Here is a 16,124-nt window from a genome sequence, read left to right on the forward strand (position 1 = left end):
CGCCCTGGCAACCGCCGTCGAGGAATACATCCACTGGTACAACACCAAAAGAATCTCAACAAAGCTCAAGGGCCTGAGCCCGGTCCAATACCGTGCCCAGGCCCTCGCAGCTTAGGATCCTATTTGGCCAGTCCAACTTCCGGGGACCAGTTCAGAGGTGAAAGAGCGTTCGGGAAAAAGCCGCAGTAAGTGATCGAGCGTTTGGCGGCCAGCCGCACCTTCCTGCCCAGTTGCTTCGGGGAGACACCCTCCGAAAGCGGGACACGCCGTCGTTCGCGGCGCGTTGCACGGGGGCGGGGAGGGCGCCCGGGCAGGAACGCACGACGACGGCGCGCGGCTGCCGCGTCAGCCGGGCGGAGCGGTGACGTTTCACGCAGGGCCGCCGACTTGGTATTCTCTGAGAGGTCATGCAGCGGCCTCTCAGTGTTTCCCGGGGGTCCCGTCTGTGACCGCGCCGCCGTCCGCATGGCCACGACTGCCCTCCACCCCCCGCCAATAGGCACCTCGCCATCGTGCGCAGGTACGCCGGCGCCATGGGATCCACTGTGCAGAAAACATCGTTTTCGCGCCCCTGCAGGGACCCGCGGACCGGCGGGGATATGGCCTCGGAATCCTATTGGGGGTTGGGCCATATCCTTCGCCCCGCCGTACGAGTTTGGCATTTGATTTGAATAAACCCCGGACCTATGCTTTTTCCAGGCGCCCCGATGTATCCCCCAATAACATCGGGGCGCTTCCATGTCCGCAGGAATACCGGTTTCAGCTGGCTCATTCGCCGAGCTGCAGCGTGGACTGTAACGCCCCCGTAACGCGGCGGATGATCATATGTCTCGCGTCTTTGCATTCGTTCCTGGGGTGCCTCATGTGAAGGGGATCAGTGTTATGCCGTGGCTGATCGATCTCACAGGGCAGCAATTGTGGGCCCGGGAGGCGATCGCCGCGCTCAGCGCAGGAGGTGTGGCCCTGGCGGAATCCGATGCCGCGGGCGGCGGCTCAAGCGCCGGCATCATCTTTTCCGCATCGGATTCCCAGGACCTGAGGGCTGCACTCGGGGCAGCCGAGTATGGCCGGAGCCGGGTGATGGTCATCGGGCCTCCAGGCGGCAAGCTGAAGCCCTGGCCCGTGCTGGACGCCGGCGCAGCGGAATGCATTGCGTGGCAGGGGCAGGTACCGGCGGTATCGGCGTGGATGCAGCGGATCCAGGATGTTGAAGCGGTCCTCGATTCGGTTGCGGTCCGGGAAAAACTGACCGGCAACAGTCCCGCCTTCAGGTCCGCGCTCCGGGACCTCGTGGTGGCGGCGCGGTTCGGGCACGGCCCCATCCTGATACAGGGCGAAACGGGGACCGGCAAGGAGCTGGCGGCCAGGGTGGCCCATGCCGTCAGCCACCAGCGCGGCAACCTGGTGACCGTGGACTGCACCACCATTGTGCCCACCCTGATGGGGAGCGAGCTTTTCGGCCACGAGCGCGGGGCATTCACAGGTGCCGTGAGTGTCCGGACCGGAGCGTGCTCAGGGGCGGACCAGGGGTCCCTGTTCCTGGACGAGGTGGGGGAACTGCCGCTTGACCTGCAGCCCGAACTGCTCCGCGTGGTCCAGGAGGGCACCTATAAACGCGTCGGCGGCGACAAGTGGCTGCACAGCAAATTCAGGCTCATCTGTGCCACCAACCGGGACCTCAAGGGTGAGGTGGCGGCCGGCAGCTTCCGCGCCGACCTGTACCACCGGATCGCCGCCTCGATGGTCACCATGCCGCCGCTGCGGGAACGGGTGGAGGACATCCTGTCCCTCTTTGCCCGGTTCTGCCGGGAGGTCAGTGGTTCACCTGCGGATCCGGACGTGGACAGCTCGGTCCAGGACGTGCTGCTGCGCAGGGCCTACCCGGGCAACCTCCGCGACCTGCGCCAGCTGGCCTTCCGGATTGCCGCCCGCCACGTGGGTCCGGGCGCCATCACTCCGGGCGACCTGCCCCGGGAGGACCGGCCCGTCTCCACGCATCCCGCCCCGGCCGCGGGAACAGCGGCAGGTGGCGATCCCTTCAGGGCCGCGGTGGCCTCAGCCGTGGACCGCGGCCTGGGCCTGCGCGAAATCAAGGAACGCGCGGCGGAGGCGGCGGTGGAGGTGGCAGTGGAGCGGAGCGGCGGAAATGTGCACTCCGCTGCCGCCATGCTGGGCCTCACCGACCGGGCCATCCAGCAGCGGCAGGCCAGGAAAACCGGCCCGGACGGCGCGTGTCAGACCCCCGAGGACAGCTCGTCCGCCACCTCGCGCCAGTAACCGTCGCCCGTTTCCTCCGCCAGTTCACGGAACAGTTCTTCGAGCTCGCGCCACAGGACGTCCGGGCCTTTCCGTCCCAGCCGCTGGGGCCGTTGCCGGGGGCGCTTGTAGGCCTGGGCGAAGGCGTCCCGCACATACGATTCCACGGTGAGGCCGAACAGATCGGCCTTCTTGGGGTGGGGAAACGGGATCATCTTCGGCAGCTCCACTTTCGGGAGCTCGCGGCGGGACAGGATCAGGCGGTCAAGGCCGGGCAGGGAACTGCCCTTCACCAGTTCGCTGCCGTTCACCTGGTGGGCGAACACGCGCACGTGGGTGGGAGGGCCGGGCTTCGCGGACCAGGGTGAGTACGTGACCAGCCAGATCGAATTCCGTTCCGGCTCGCTTCCCTGCATCCAGGCCTGCCGGGGTGCACCGGCCCGGCTGCGCGCCGCTTTGCTTTGCTTTACGTAGTCGCGTAGCTGGTTCAGCCCCTTCCTGATGGCCGCAGGGTTGTCCGGCTTGATCTCGGCGAGGCCCGCATCGGTGATGGTTTCGGGTCCCTTACCCAACGTGGTCATGGCCATGCTTCAGTCCTCCTGGAATGCGTTGTGACATTACGGCGGGCGCCGGCGGCCTTCCGGGCCGGACCGGTCAGCCGCAGGATGTTGCCGGCCAGGACAAGGTCCCGGTCTTCGGGCATCAGGCCAAGCGCGAAGATCTTGGCGAGCTCCGGGGCCGGATGCAGGTACGGCCCGTCGCTGCCGTAGAGCACCTTGTGGGCGCCGGCGCGGGCAACGGCCTCCTCCAGCAGGTCGAAGTACCGCACCCCGGACGTGTCGGTAAAGACGTTGGGCAGCCGCACCAGCAGGCCGATCAGCCGCTTCTGGGCACGCCAGTCATCGGCGAAGGAGGACAGGTGCGGCACGATCCACGGCACATTGGGGTGCCGCCCGGCCAGGTAGGCCACCCGCTGCACGTCCCCGCCGGGGTCGAACAGGACGGGCAGGCGGTGGCGTTCTGCGGCATCGGCCACTTCGTCCGTGGCCATCGCGTCGGACCAGTGCACCTTGATCCCGCAGGCATGATGTCCGACGGCGGCAGCCACCACGGCGCCCACCCGTCCCCGGTCCCTGGCGGGGTTCACAAACACGTACCAGAGCCACTTGCCGGGATCGCGCCCGGCAAGCTCCGCGACGGCGCGGTTGGCCGCCGCATACGTCCGCACCGGCGCTGCCATCAGCACCGCCCCGGAAATCCCGGCGGCGGCGGCCCGGGCCTGCCACTGGGCGAAGGACGTTTCCGGGTCGGCAGGCCCCAGCGGAACGCCGGCGGTGCCTACGTGCACGTGCGAGTCGATGACCAGGTGCTGCATCACGCCGCCCGCCTGTCCCGGGTGACCTGGGCGAGGCCCCGGACCAGGCGGTCAAGGTCCGCCTGCGAGTGGTCCGCCCGTACCACCGCGGACAAGAGGGCGCCGGGCTGGCAGCGGGGCAGCTGCACCAGGGCCTGCACGCCCCGGGCTGCGAGGCCGTTCCGCCACCGCCGTGCCTGCAGGAGCGAATCCGTGCGGGTTCCCACGATGGGGAACGGCAGCCCCAACGGGGCCAGGCCCAGATCGTTCAAGGCCTGCCGCAGCCACAGCGTGAGCCGGAACAGGCGGGCACGCAGGCGGGGAATGCGGCTGTTGCCGAGGGCGCTGAGGCCCGCGCCGAGATCGGCTGCCGACGGCGGGCTGCTGTGCAGGCGGTTGCCGCCGAGCCGTGCCAGCCTGCTGATGGCCCCGCGCTCCCCGGTGATGACCGTGACCGGGGTCCCGTACGCCTTCGCCAGCGACGCAAGCCACACCACGCCGTCGTGCTTCAACCCGGCCCACCGCAGCGTCCCCGTTCCGTCCCCGAAGCTGCCCTCCGCGGACCGCCGCCCCAGGACGCCGAAACCCAGGGAATCGTCCACGATCACCTGGCCGCCGGTCTGCCCGGCAAGGGACTGCATCGCGGCGAGCGGGGCCGGCCGGCCGCACCCCTGGCACCAGCCGTCGGTCAGCACCCACGTCCTGGTACGGGGTACGACGGCGGGCGGCCGGAAGTGCGGGAAGGTCACCATCCGTACGCCGCGGGACTGGGCGGCCTTGCAGGCCCACTGGGAGAGAGGGTACGCACCTTCATCCACCAGGAGCAGGTCCCCCGGGCGGGGGAGTGCCTGCAGCACGTCCATCAGGCCGTGCAGGGCCGAGCGGGCCACCAGTCCGGACGCGGCCTGCTGCCGTTCGGCGATCTCCGACGCAAGCATTCCGGCTTCCGGCACTTCCCGCAGCGCCGCCGGGACGCCCGTGGTGAACTCTGTCCATGGGCGGAAGCCGGCGCTGGGGTGGTGCTGGCCCAGGAAGAGCGCGGACGTGAAGTCCGCCCCGCCGTCGGCCCTTCCGGATGCTGCGGACATCTCCGCGCCTCAGTACCGGACGAGCTTCTGGGCCAGCCGGCGCTGCAGCAACGTGGACGGCATGGTGGTGTCCACCCGCTCACTGAGGTCCACGCCGGTGACGGCACGGTAGGCGTGGATGTAGCGCTGGACGGACGGCTTCCACACGAGGGCCCAGTTCTCCGCGTCGTCGCCGTCCATGTCGGATTCGTTCCAGCGCCCGTGGCGGACGGACAGCAGGAGTTGCTCGCCGTGGAGAGCCAGGTCGTAAAAGTGCGTGATACTCGCGTCCGACCAGCCCTGGATCGACTTCATGGTGTCCACCCGGTCCATCCACGGTTCGTCGTAGGGGACCATCGTGCGGCCGCCCAGGAACTCGCGCATTTCCGGCTGTGCGAGCATCCACTGCACTTCGACGGTTTCGATGCGGGCCGTGACAGAAAGATCGGCAAACTGGTTGTTGGCCCCGTTCGCCAGGACCAGGTGAAGTTCCCGCAGGCTGCTGAGCAGGGGAAAGGCATCCGCGTCCACCGTCTTGTCGTTGTGCTCCTTGTAGAAGTGATGGCATTCGTTCAGAAGGCTGTGGAACGCCTGCAGGAACTGGGTCCTGCGCTCCACCAGCAGTTCAGCCGGCGGGATGGCGCGACCGATCAGCTGCAGACCGTACTGGTACTCGTACTCGGCAGCGCGGCGCCGCAGGGAGAGGCGGTCCTTTTCCGCTTCCGCGAGCCCCCACAGGAGTCCCCGCAGCGGCAGGAGCGGGCTGACCGCTAGCCGGGAGAGCGGATCCCCGGCCGGTACCGCACGGCGGTTCTGGAAGCGGGCCAGGATCCTGTTCAGGGACTGGAACAACATGCCTTCCTCCAGCCAGTACACGTAAATCAGCTCTGTAAACGGCACGAGCCGCAGGGGGTACTGGCTGCTTTCAGCGAATCCTGGCGGGAACGCTGCCGGCTGGTCGTCCCGCTCCTCGCTCACGTATGAGCCTCTGATCGCCGCCTCCTGGCCTTTCCCGATTTCCCAATCGCGCGGGCCGAACGTGTAGCCGAGGGCTGATTGGGTAACAAACTCCGTTGCCAGGTCGTGAAGTTTTTCGTAGGTCAACGATCCGTAGCCCGGAAAGTCCGTAAGACGCGCTGCATTGTGTCCGGCAAACCGTGTGAACCGCTCAAACCTGATGTTCTTTCCCACGCTCTGGATAAAGGTCCACAAATGCGCGTGCGTGCTGCTGGGTTTCGCGTTGGGTTCGAGGGCCACCTTGAGGATGGGGGCTTCGTCTGGAGGGTCGACCTTTATGACGTCAAGAGCCGTCCACCCCTTCCCTGGGGGTTTGACTTGAACCGTGTAGGTGCCCGGGCCAGGAAACCGTGCTGTAGGCCTGAAGGTAGTACCTGGTTCCATAGTGTGAGTCAGAGTCCCACCCGCTTCGCCGGCAAATGGGATCGGCTTGCCTGCGTCGTCCAGAATACGGAAATCATATTTGCCTGTATCTTTTTCCCAATCTTCGAGCTGGAAGCCGAAGGTTACTTCTTGACGCGCAAACACTGGCGATATCGGTTGTCGGGTGAATTCCATGGCTATCTCCTAATGGTTGGTGCTGTTGTGGTGAAGGTGTGCGGTGAATGTCCCCGGACAGGCGCCGGGGAGCCCAGGACGTCGAGGCTGCCCCGGACTGCCCAGGCGGTCAGCAGCGAGGACAGCCGGGAGCTTTCGTCCGCTGCCGTGATGCGTCCGGCCGCCTTGGCCTGGCCCAGGACGGCGAACACCAGGGCCGGCCGCTGCCGTGCCATGACGCCGAAGTCGTCGCCCCATGCCTGGTGGAGGCGGAGCAATTGCCCGGGCTGGCGCTCGCCGAGGGGGAAGATGGAGCCGAGTTCGCGGCCGTCTGCCAGCGGCACGGGGTGCGTCAGCAGCAGCTCAACGAGGTCCCCGATCCGGGCTTCGCAGTTCCGGATCCAGGCGGCGTGTTCGGCCGGCAGGCCGGCAAGCGGATACATCGCCTTCCAGACCCTGGTGAGTTCCTGCCACTGGGGGTGCGGGTAGAGGGCGTTTCCCATGGCGGCGGAAATCAGCACCCGCAGGTACGGCATGGGGTGCGGGTCGGTGCCGCTGGGGCGGAAAACGAAATAGCGCGGGAGGCTCACCACGGCCAGCAGCCCGATGGTCGAGGTGATGCCCACCGTGGCCACGGACCACAGGTCCGCCACCATCTCGCTGACCCACTGGGAGAACGCCTCCCATGCGCCGCCCGGGTTCCCGGTGGTGTGCCGCTCGATCTCGGCGCGCAGGGAGGGGACCAGTTCCAGCTGCGCCGCGCCCTGGTGCCCCACTTCATGGACCAGTGACGAGGCGATCCCGCTGCCGATCATCCGCTCCCGGGGAAGCCGGATGATGCCCACGGGATTTGGCTTGCCCCCGGGGAGCCGGGTTTTGGCCCGGCGGATCGCAGCACCCGCACCCCTGGCGAGGTAGACCACCAGCCTGGTGTCGCCGTCGTCGGACGTTTCAACCCGCAGCGCATCCTGCGCGAGGATGTCCAGCCCGGAGAGCCACACGCCGGTGGAGTGTTCGCTGCGCTGGGTCACCACTTCGGTGAAGAGATCGAACTGGGCCAGGACCACGTTGAACTGCAGGCGGATGAGGACGAACCGGTGCTGCTGCTCGGCGGCCGTGGCGAACTGTCCCTCGTCGTGCAGCCAGTCCAGGAAGGATGCCAGCTGCCGGCGGAGGTCGTTGCGCCCGGAGTGGAGGAACCGTTCGATCAGCAGCTGGGCGTCCCGGGGCAGGGCAGCGGCGAGGACCATCGTTTCGTGCATGACGAACGGCTTCACCTGGTCCAAGCGGGTCAGCAGGCCGGTTGCTTCGCTCTCGATCAGGCTGGTGCTGAGGGTCTTTGTGTCCATCCGGCTCGCCTCCCTTCTGCCCGTCGCCTGCGCCGTCACACGCCGAGGAGGATGACGCGTCCGTCACGGCGGATCCACCGGCCTTCATCGGCGCCGCCGTTTGAGTTGCCGTTCGAGCCGCCGTTCGACTGGCTGTCCCAGCCTTCGTCCGGGGCGCCCCACACGGCACCTGCATACTGGTCGCCGTAGATCCGGGTTCCGCCGCGGTAACTGCGCCGCGCGGCGCGGCGGGAACGCAGCAGGGACGGTGCGTACCGCCGGGCCGCGCTGGTGGCGGCGGCGCGGGCAGCGGCGGCCGGCGGCACGGACACAGGGGTGCGGGCGGCGTTGCGGTAGGAGGCCCGGGCAAACCGGACGTAGCGGCGGGCCGCTTCCTCCTCGGCCTCCGCTTCATCCATCGACTCGGCCTCCTCGGCCTCGAGCAGCCCGCCGGCCAGGGAGCCGAGCTTGCTTCCAATGGCAGTGCCGACGCCGGGAGCAACGAAGGAGCCGATCGCGCCTCCCACGATGGGCAGCGCCTTCTTGGCCACCGATTTCAGGGCACCGCCCAGGGCCTTGCCGATGGGTGATTTGACGAACTTGGAGGCGTTCCGCACCACGCTCCGGGCGAGCTTTCCCAGGAACTGGTCCAGCTCCTCCTCCGAACTGATGCTGAGCAGCTCCATGGCCAGCTCGGACTCCAGGTTTTCCTCGTTGTCCTGTTCGCCTTCATAGCCGCTGAAGCTGCCTTCGTCCTCTTCCTCCTGCGCCCAGGGGAAAGCCGATTCAGTCTCGCCTGCGTAGTAGTTGGTGCTCATGTCAATGTCCTTTGGCTCGGTTGTTCTGTGGGTGGGGTTATCTGGCGCCGATAATCACGATGTTGTTGCCCCGGCGGACCCAGCGGCCGCTGTTCGCAGGTTTCGCAGGGGAGCCGGCCTGGCCGGGGCGCTTCAGCAGCCCCGGAAGGTGCTGGCGGGCCGCGGCGGTTGCGGCCTTCTGCGCGGCGAGGGGGCCGGGGACGCTCTTGGGCATGGACGCTGCGCGCTGGGCCGTGGAGGTGGCGAAGCGGACAAACGCCCGGGCGGTCTCCAGGTCGCGGTCCTCCGGCGAGAGGCCCTCAAGCTGGAGCCCTGTTTCGAACCTGCTGCCGAGCCACTTGCCCACCTGCCGTCCGGCCTGTCCGCCGGCGCCGGGGACGATGTAGTTGCCCACGGCCTGGCCGAGCTGGGGAAGTGCTTTCCGCGCCGCTGACTTCAGGATGTTGCCCACGGCCCTGCCGGCGTCGGATCCGGCGAAGTCGCGGGCAGCGGAAACGGCCCGCCTGGCCAGGCTGCCAAGGAACTGGTCCAGCTCGCCTTCGTCGCTGACGGCCAGCAGTTCAGCGGCCAGGGACAGTTCATCCATCTCCTGGCTGTCGGTCTCGCCCCAGAATTCGCCGGCGCTGTCCTCACTGGACTCTTCCGCCTGGAACGGGGATTGTTCGCCTTCGAAGGAGAAGCCGGATTCTTCATCCATCACCTCGCCCCAGGTGCCTTCGTCCTGGCCTTCGAACAGGGCCCTGTCGATGTCGTGCATGAGTATTTCCTTCCCGGATGCTTGCAGGTGCCTTGGGGGACACCCTCGCGGAACACCGCATACCCCTCCTACTGCACAATTCGTGCCAACACGGACGGGTGCTTCGGGGAGGGGCGGATCGCTGGCAGTCGGCGCATCCGCGGCACCGCGGAGCCGAAGCCGGGTTCGCTCCCGCGAACGCAGGTTCGCGGCGGGCTCCGGTTACTGGAGGGAGTGGCGGTACTTGGTGACGGTCCGCCGGGCGATGCTGAAGCCCTGCTGGCTCAGCATTTCGCGGAGCATTTCATCGGACATGCGCTCCGGGCCGGCGTCGAGGAGCCCCTGCAGGGCAGCCCTGGGGGCCAGGCCCTTGCCGAACAGGCAGGAAAGATCGGCAACCGCGCCGGAGGGCAGCCGCAGCCGCTTCCCGCGGACAGCCCGGCTGACGGTGGAGGGGTGCACGCCGATTTCCTCCGCCACTGCGGTGCGGGTGAGCGGCCGGTGGTGCCCGTCGCCGTGGTCCAGGAAATCCTTTTGCCGGGCCACGGCGCATTCGGTGATGCGGAGCAGGACGCTGGCCCGGCGGTCAACCTGGTAGATGTGCCGCTGCGCCGCAAGTTCGTGCTCCGCCAGCCACTGCTTCGCCTCGGGAGCCCTTTTCACGCCGTCGGATAGCTCCACCAGCCTGAGACCGAACCAGGCGCTCGCGGGCACCTCCACCTCCAGGGACCCGTCGGGCCCGCGGTAGAGGAACACGTCGGCGGTGGGGGCGGCGTCTGTCCGGCCGGTCTCCGCGGCGGCGAACGGCCTCAGCCGTTCCTTGATGATGGCGAGTCCCTTCCGGACCTGCTCTTCCGGGATCTGCAGGGCGCGTCCGACGTCGGCAGTGCTTCCCGCGGCAAGGTCGCCAAGGTGGTCGCCGACCAGTCGGGGGAGCCAGGCCGGCGCCTCGCCCGCCTCCACCAGCGCCTCGGCCTGGGCGGCCAGCAGGGCGGTGACGCTCGCTGCCCCGATGCCGGGCGGCCCCACGGCGCGGAGGGCCCGGAGGGCTTCCTGGACCTGAACGGTCTCCAGCCCGTGCAACTCCGCGATCTCGTCCGGCTCCGCGTCCAGGGTGCCCCGCTGCGTCAGGTGTCCCATCACGTATTCGAGGGCACCGCGGGAGTCCGGCCGCACTTCCAGCCCGGCATCTGCTTCAAGGGTGCTGAACGGGTCAATGCCCGGCTCGGGCCCGTCCTGGTAGTGCAGGGTGGCTCCCTTGTCCCGGCAGCGGTAACAGGAGCCGGACTGGACATGGCGGCCGCAGCCGGGGCACGGATGGCCGTCCATCCGCTCCAGCATCGGGTTCTCGGCCAGGCAGTTCTCGGTGGCCTGCTGCACTTCCAAATGGGTCATTTCCAGCATGCCCAATGCTTTCAGCAGGCCGGGCAAGGCGCGCAGCTCAGTGGCGAGCCCCGCCCGCAGCTCCATGCCCTGGCCTGCCGGTCCCACAGTGACCATGGCTCAGGCTAGCCTCCGTGCACCGGGCAACGGAAGTTCCTACGGGAGCGTACGGAAGCACAGGTGCGGCCCTAGCGTGGGGTGACACCAACTCGGTCCAATGACCCGGCGTCCCTTCTTCGGTAACGCCGTAGTAACGACGTGTATGAGCAACTGAAGACGTGCTCAGCGAGAAGAAGATTTTGGAGACGACCAGTGAGTCCGGGCAAGATCCCTGGCAGCAAGCAAAGCCTTAGGCTCGGCCGGGGGCTTCGCATACGCACACCTGAATCAGGCCGGCTTCGTTCTACATCGCGGACGGCACCAACCACAAACGGTGCGGACCTGAGTCATTCCGTCCTGCAATGGTTCGCCATTATTGCACCCCTCACCACCGTTGCCACCGCTCTGTCATTCTGGTTCGGCTGGACCATGACTGCTACTCGCACCGCATATTTTGGCATTGACCAGAGTGTCCTCGAGTATTCAACCGTGGATTATTTGCTTAGAAGTGCGGACGCATTGATCGTTCCCGCGATAGTAATCCTGCTTATCTCGGTTCTGTGTGTAGGAGTTCATGCTCTTACAGTCAATGTCATTCGGCGGGCGATTGGTTTTGGATATGTTCAAATATGCGCTGGATTAGTACTACTGGTGGGAGCATTTGTCACCTCACTTGCAGTGTGGTCGATGTTCGATGAACTACCCTTTGGCACCTCCTTCCTTTTTGAACCCGCTGCCCTGGGTGGCGGAACCGCTGGCAGCGCATACGCTTTCTGGGTTCTTCGGCGAACAGCGCTGGGCGATCAAAGGCTGAGGCGCTTGCCGATGTGGGAGAAGCTTGGCTATGTGTCCGTTGTCCTGCTGGTGGTTGTGGCTTTGTTCTGGGCCTGTTCGTCATACGCCGGAGCGCTGGGTACGGGCAGGTCCAAGGAATATGCGCGGGATTTGGCTAAGCGTCCCTCAGTGACGGTCTACAGTGTCCAGTCCCTCGCGATGGGAAGCTCCGTCAAGGAAGAGCGCATTTTGGTTCCCGGGTCGAAGTACGGGTTCAAGTACACCGGGCTCAGGTTCGTGACGCTGAGTTCCGGGAAATACTTCCTGCTATCCGAAGGGTGGTCACGCACGGCCGGTGCCGCAATTGTTCTGGAAGAAAGTCCAGAATACCGTGTTGAATTCGAGCCGGGAGAAGGTTAATTAAATGGGACGTAGGACCACGTCTATGGCAATGTTGACGGCTATTCTCCCTATTGCACTGGGCGCCTGTGCGGGGAATCCTCCATCCGGCGGCAACGGCGTCAGTTCAGCTGCACCCGTTTCGGTGGTAAATCGCGTGAAAATTGGCGATGAGAACTGGCTGTTTCTACCTGGCGGTGACGGCAGCAGCGTCGAAGCTGGCACCATCGAGTCTTTTGAGGTCGTGAATGACACCGGCTCGGATATCGTGCCTGATGTTGGACTGAACAAGACCGCTTTCAAGATAGAAATCAATGGGTGCAGGACAATTCTCAAGCCAGGCCAGACTTGCACGGTGCGCGGTGAGTGGTTGGCTGAGGGTGCCAGGCAGACCACATTGGACGTGGCCGTTACGAAGCAGAATGTGCCGAATGCGACCACGAAGCGGATTTCAGTCCCACTTGCCGCAAGCTCGAGTGCTGACGCACCCGTTCAGGCCATTTCACCTACACCTGTCACCATCTCCACAGGCACACCGTCACCGCCTGAGACTTCAACTACTGCTACGTCAACACCTTCGACTTCGATGACTGATACACCAACATCTTCCGGTACGCCTGGTCAGGCACCCTCGGCGACTTTAAGCGGCTCGCAGCGACGGTGATTGGTCCGGCCCGTGTCTCATCTCATGCACCTTGCCATGTCAACGGGGTGCGTCAGTTTCCCAGGGAAGGGTCAGCGGATGGAATCTGTGGTTTCGGACGGGGCAGCCGCCTCTGGCGGTGACAAGACGCCCTCACCGCTGAACCACTTGCTCAACAGCAGTGGTTTCTGGGGAGCAGCGGGCGCTCTGTTAGGTGCGCTCGTTGGCGGTATCTTCACCTTCCTCGCGGCGGCGATGTCCACGTCAGCGGAAGCCGAGAGAAGCCGTCATGCTTTCTTTCTTGCAGAACGGGTGGCTGTGTATTCGGGCCTCCTGGGTGATGCGCAAGCCTTCCAGTTGTCGGCTACGCGATACAACAGCCTGGCGCAGCTCAATGCCCAGGACACGCCAGAGGCCAAAGCGGTCCTCGAAGAAGCCAAATCGGACTATGACAATGCAGTTGCCGCGTGCTGGAAGGTGCAAGTCATCGCCACGGCGCCCGTCCAAGAAGCCAAGCAATCCATCGCACGGGAGTTGGACGAAGCATGGAAATATCTGGGCGATAGCACCGACGAAGCGGCCTCGTATTTCGGTGGGATTGACGAGGACATGACAAACCACACCACACAGTTTGCGGAAGCCGCTGGCAAGGAACTTGAGGCTGGGCGCTGACGGGGCCAGCCCTTCCGGCCCGGGCCGGCCCGTATCAGCGGCCGCCCTGTTGGGACTGAGTATTCCAGGGAGGCGAGAGCTTGCGGCCCAGCGGACGTTCCTGCCCAGTTGCTGTCGGGCGAGGGCGGTCCAGAGGTGCGACGCGCCGTCGTCCTCGGCGCGCCGCACCCCGTGCCAGGAAGGTAACCGGGCAGGAACGCACGACGGCGGTGCGCACCGGTGCGGGGAAGTACCGGATTGGCCGGATTGATAGAGCAGGTCAGGCGCCGGTCCAGCGACGCAGCGTGCTGTTGATGAGGCCGATGAGCACTGCAGTCCACCAGCAGGTCTGGGAAACGGTCAGTGCGATCAGGAGCCGAAGCCGCAGCCTCTTTGTCAGCTCGCTGAAGCGTGTGCTCGGCGGGAGCGCAAGCAGCCGGTGCATGGCCGGTGCGATGCTGAGGCCGTTCAGCATCAGCACTAGGACGGCCACGAGTTTGACCACTGTGACCGTGTTGGTCAGGTCAGGGCTGATCAGGGCGCCGGAGACCAGCAGCAGGGCGAGGCCGCCCCAAATGAGCGGCTTTGCGGCGGCCTCCAGCTTCCCCGACTCGTGCATTTCCATCTTGCCGAGCAGCCACAGCAGTCCCAGCCAGTCGACCACCAGGATGGTGCCGAACGACAGCACCAGGGCGAGGATGTGAACGGCAAGGCCGATCCGGTGGAGTTCCGGCCCGCAGTCCACATAATGCCCCACGAGCACCGAAGCCAGCCATCCGGCCGTGCACAGCACCCCGAGGAAAACCAGTCGCTGCCTGTGGCGGCGTGACAACGGTGCCGGCGGGCGCGCCGGTCCTGTTTCCGGCGCGCCCGCCTCCGGCGTGCCCGGCCGGAGCGCCACGCCTGTCATCGCGGAACCCGGCTTCGCCGCCCGCCATAGCGCCGCGAAAGGGTGGAAAGTGACATGTGGAACCTAGCTCAGCTCGACGTCTTTGAACTCCACGGTGGTGCCCTCAACCAGGGGCGGCGTGTCGGACTCTTCGCCGTGGCGGTTGAACGCGGGGACGCCGAGGGTGGCGCGCACTGTATAGGTCCCTGCTTCCGGCACGGTGAAGTTGTTGGCGTAGTGATAGAAGGTGGAGTAGTAGAAATTCAGTTCCATCGACTGGACCACCTTGTCCTGGGCGTCTACCACCTCCAGCGTGATCGGCACGTCGGGGACGATCCTGCCGGTCGAGGCCTCAACAGGGATGATCTCGATGTGGTGGGTCTCGCCGGCTTCCGGCGCACGGAAATGCGTACCATGCTCGTCAAACCACGGCTCGGCCGCCTCGGTGATCAGATTGACGGTCCATTCCCCGGACTCGACGGTCTTGCCCTTTTCGGCAAGCTCATCGGCCAGTACCTGGTACTGCTCCTGAACGCCGGCGGGAACCGTGAACGCATCTTCCTTTGCGGCTTGGGTGTTGGCGGCGGCTTGGGTGCCGCAACCGGTCAGGGCGAGGAGGGCAAGGGGGGTGACCACTGCGGCCAGGGCATGACGAAGCAACGTAAGTCCTTTGGTTGGGGTGCCGTAACAAGTGCGGACGCTAATAAGCCCCGCATGGGGAGGGTAGGCAAGGGCAGCGGGCCTTGCCGCGTACGCCAAGGTTAGCCTTACCTAATTAGGAAGATTACCCGTCCCGGTGAATTATGCAAACTTTCCATGCGCTAATTCGGTTAAGTGTTACGGCGGGGTGCAGGAGCGTTGGGCGAAAGGCCGCATCAAGTGAGAGAGCGTTGCTTCCGCAGGCAGCGGGCCTTGCCTACTCGCCCGGCAAGGCCCGCTACTCCAGCACCTTCAGCTACCCGTCCCTGAACTGGGCGGACACGGGTGCCGTCAGTTGGCCACCGTGAAGGGAATCACCGTCACGCCGGAGTTGGTTGAACCCAGCGTGTTGTCGCGGCACGATGTGCGCAGGTGCAGCTTGTGCACGCCGTTGGCCAGGGTCCGGGTGTCAATGGACAGGGGAGCGGCCCCAAAAGGTTCGGGCCCGTAGGGGCCGGCGGCGTCCCGCAGCACGGTTCCGGGGCGTGCCGGAGAAGCATGGAAGTCCGGGTCGATCGCGATGAATGAGCGGGTGGCCGGGAGCGAGCCGTCAGGATGGGTGGTGAGCCCCACTACTGGCGTCCAGATGCCTGAAACCGGGCCGTCGGGAAGGGGGAGGCTGCGGACCGAGGCCTCGCAGTACTCGGCGTGCGTGTACCAGCCCTTGCCGCGCAGGAAGGCGTACCTCGAGACGTTCGACGTGGACTTTCCGTTTTGGATGCCCACCTGCCAGTTGAAGCTGGCGACCATTTGCTTGCCGTCCGGCTCCGGGACAAACGCGCGGAAGCGGACTTCCTGCAAGCCGGAATGGTTGAACGAAGAGATCGGCTGCGAGAACGTTAGCCACCGCTCACAGGTGCCGGAGCACACAAAATCGCCTTTGCCGTTGCTTGCAGGCCCCGGGCAGCTGAAGTTTGCTGCAGTGGCCCGCAGGTAGCATTTTTGGACGGTTGTTTCATTGTCTGAGGTTTTGAACACCATGGAGACGTAGTTCGCCTTGCCGGGGTTGTCGTGGAGAACCACCCTCACTTTGATGGTGAGGTTGCCCGAACTGATCGTTTCGCGCTCAGGTATGCACGCCCCCAGGTGTAGGTGGCCGGAGTTGGTGGTGGTGTTGTTCGCTTGATCCGCTTCCGGCACCCACCATGCCTGGGTGTCCACGAACTGCCGCGTTTCGGCGTAGCTCGTCCCGTCGGCTGCAGGTGCGCCTATGCAGGGCCCCGGCGCAGCCTGGGCAGTACTAGGAACCAGCGCTGGCATGCCAAGGCAGGCCAGCGCAACAGCACTCATCAATACCAGGAACCGTCTCATGATCATCCGTTCTTAGAAGTCGGCATCCGACGTCCGTGCAAACACCGGTTTCATGGAGGCCCGGCGTCGAGCGATGCAGGAAAACTGTGTGCGGGCTGGGAGCAGTCGGCGGCGCCCAAACGCCGACGTGAGGAGACCTTAGGCTGTCATTAGGCCCGGTAGG

Annotated in this window: 16 protein-coding genes; 5 read left to right on the forward strand and 11 right to left on the reverse strand. The window is 65.8% G+C overall.

The features are described from left to right. Both PV768_RS19025 and PV768_RS19030 read left to right on the forward strand, forming a co-directional pair. Window positions 1–115, forward strand: a 115-nt coding sequence (locus tag PV768_RS19025) for an IS3 family transposase (protein ID WP_421093923.1), incomplete at its 5' end; no start/stop codon positions are given. Window positions 116–882: 767 nt separating this feature from the next. After that, complete coding sequence (locus PV768_RS19030) at window positions 883–2,277, forward strand: sigma-54-dependent transcriptional regulator (protein ID WP_421093889.1); 1,395 nt, start codon at window positions 883–885, stop codon at window positions 2,275–2,277. Here PV768_RS19030 and PV768_RS19035 read toward each other — a convergent pair. From PV768_RS19035 to PV768_RS19070, 8 genes are all read right to left on the reverse strand, one after another. Next, window positions 2,235–2,843, reverse strand: a complete 609-nt coding sequence (locus PV768_RS19035) for a hypothetical protein (protein WP_421093890.1) — start codon at window positions 2,841–2,843, stop codon at window positions 2,235–2,237. The two genes, PV768_RS19030 and PV768_RS19035, sit on opposite strands and share 43 nt — an antisense overlap. Continuing rightward, window positions 2,834–3,631: an amidohydrolase family protein gene (locus PV768_RS19040; protein ID WP_421093924.1), complete on the reverse strand. Its 798-nt coding sequence runs from the start codon at window positions 3,629–3,631 to the stop codon at window positions 2,834–2,836. Before PV768_RS19040 ends, PV768_RS19035 begins: the two co-directional genes overlap by 10 nt. Then, window positions 3,631–4,698, reverse strand: coding sequence for a hypothetical protein (locus PV768_RS19045; RefSeq protein ID WP_421093891.1), 1,068 nt, complete (start codon window positions 4,696–4,698; stop codon window positions 3,631–3,633). Before PV768_RS19045 ends, PV768_RS19040 begins: the two co-directional genes overlap by 1 nt. A 9-nt stretch (window positions 4,699–4,707) precedes the next feature. Further along, window positions 4,708–5,655 (reverse strand): hypothetical protein, encoded by a 948-nt coding sequence (locus PV768_RS19050; RefSeq protein WP_421093892.1) that lies wholly within the window; start codon window positions 5,653–5,655, stop codon window positions 4,708–4,710. 599 nt (window positions 5,656–6,254) lie between these two features. Then, window positions 6,255–7,580 (reverse strand): hypothetical protein, encoded by a 1,326-nt coding sequence (locus PV768_RS19055; protein ID WP_421093893.1) that lies wholly within the window; start codon window positions 7,578–7,580, stop codon window positions 6,255–6,257. A gap of 35 nt (window positions 7,581–7,615) precedes the next feature. Beyond that, on the reverse strand, window positions 7,616–8,377 hold the full coding sequence (locus PV768_RS19060; RefSeq protein ID WP_421093894.1) for a hypothetical protein: 762 nt from the start codon (window positions 8,375–8,377) through the stop codon (window positions 7,616–7,618). 37 nt (window positions 8,378–8,414) lie between these two features. Continuing rightward, window positions 8,415–9,134 carry a hypothetical protein gene (locus PV768_RS19065; protein ID WP_421093895.1) on the reverse strand — a complete coding sequence of 240 codons (720 nt, stop codon included), beginning with the start codon at window positions 9,132–9,134 and terminating at the stop codon, window positions 8,415–8,417. 201 nt (window positions 9,135–9,335) lie between these two features. Then, window positions 9,336–10,613, reverse strand: a complete 1,278-nt coding sequence (locus PV768_RS19070) for a hypothetical protein (protein WP_421093896.1) — start codon at window positions 10,611–10,613, stop codon at window positions 9,336–9,338. 411 nt (window positions 10,614–11,024) lie between these two features. On the opposite strand from PV768_RS19070, the gene PV768_RS19075 reads away from it, so the two are divergent. From PV768_RS19075 to PV768_RS19085, 3 genes are all read left to right on the forward strand, one after another. Beyond that, on the forward strand, window positions 11,025–11,789 hold the full coding sequence (locus PV768_RS19075; protein ID WP_421093897.1) for a hypothetical protein: 765 nt from the start codon (window positions 11,025–11,027) through the stop codon (window positions 11,787–11,789). A 25-nt stretch (window positions 11,790–11,814) separates the two neighbouring features. Further along, on the forward strand, window positions 11,815–12,432 hold the full coding sequence (locus PV768_RS19080; protein ID WP_421093898.1) for a hypothetical protein: 618 nt from the start codon (window positions 11,815–11,817) through the stop codon (window positions 12,430–12,432). Window positions 12,433–12,510: 78 nt separating this feature from the next. Further along, complete coding sequence (locus PV768_RS19085) at window positions 12,511–13,083, forward strand: hypothetical protein (RefSeq protein ID WP_421093899.1); 573 nt, start codon at window positions 12,511–12,513, stop codon at window positions 13,081–13,083. Window positions 13,084–13,342: 259 nt separating this feature from the next. Here the strand turns inward: PV768_RS19085 and PV768_RS19090 are convergent, their stop codons facing one another. From PV768_RS19090 to PV768_RS19100, 3 genes are all read right to left on the reverse strand, one after another. Beyond that, a complete protein-coding gene (locus PV768_RS19090) occupies window positions 13,343–13,972 on the reverse strand; it encodes a hypothetical protein (protein ID WP_421093900.1) in 630 nt (209 codons plus the stop codon). A gap of 63 nt (window positions 13,973–14,035) precedes the next feature. After that, window positions 14,036–14,611: an iron transporter gene (locus PV768_RS19095; RefSeq protein ID WP_421093901.1), complete on the reverse strand. Its 576-nt coding sequence runs from the start codon at window positions 14,609–14,611 to the stop codon at window positions 14,036–14,038. 330 nt (window positions 14,612–14,941) lie between these two features. After that, window positions 14,942–15,961: a hypothetical protein gene (locus tag PV768_RS19100; RefSeq protein ID WP_421093902.1), complete on the reverse strand. Its 1,020-nt coding sequence runs from the start codon at window positions 15,959–15,961 to the stop codon at window positions 14,942–14,944. Window positions 15,962–16,124: the final 163 nt, after the last annotated feature.

It is taken from the genome of Pseudarthrobacter sp. CC4 (assembly GCF_048957775.1).
Classification (GTDB): Bacteria; Actinomycetota; Actinomycetes; order Actinomycetales; family Micrococcaceae; genus Arthrobacter.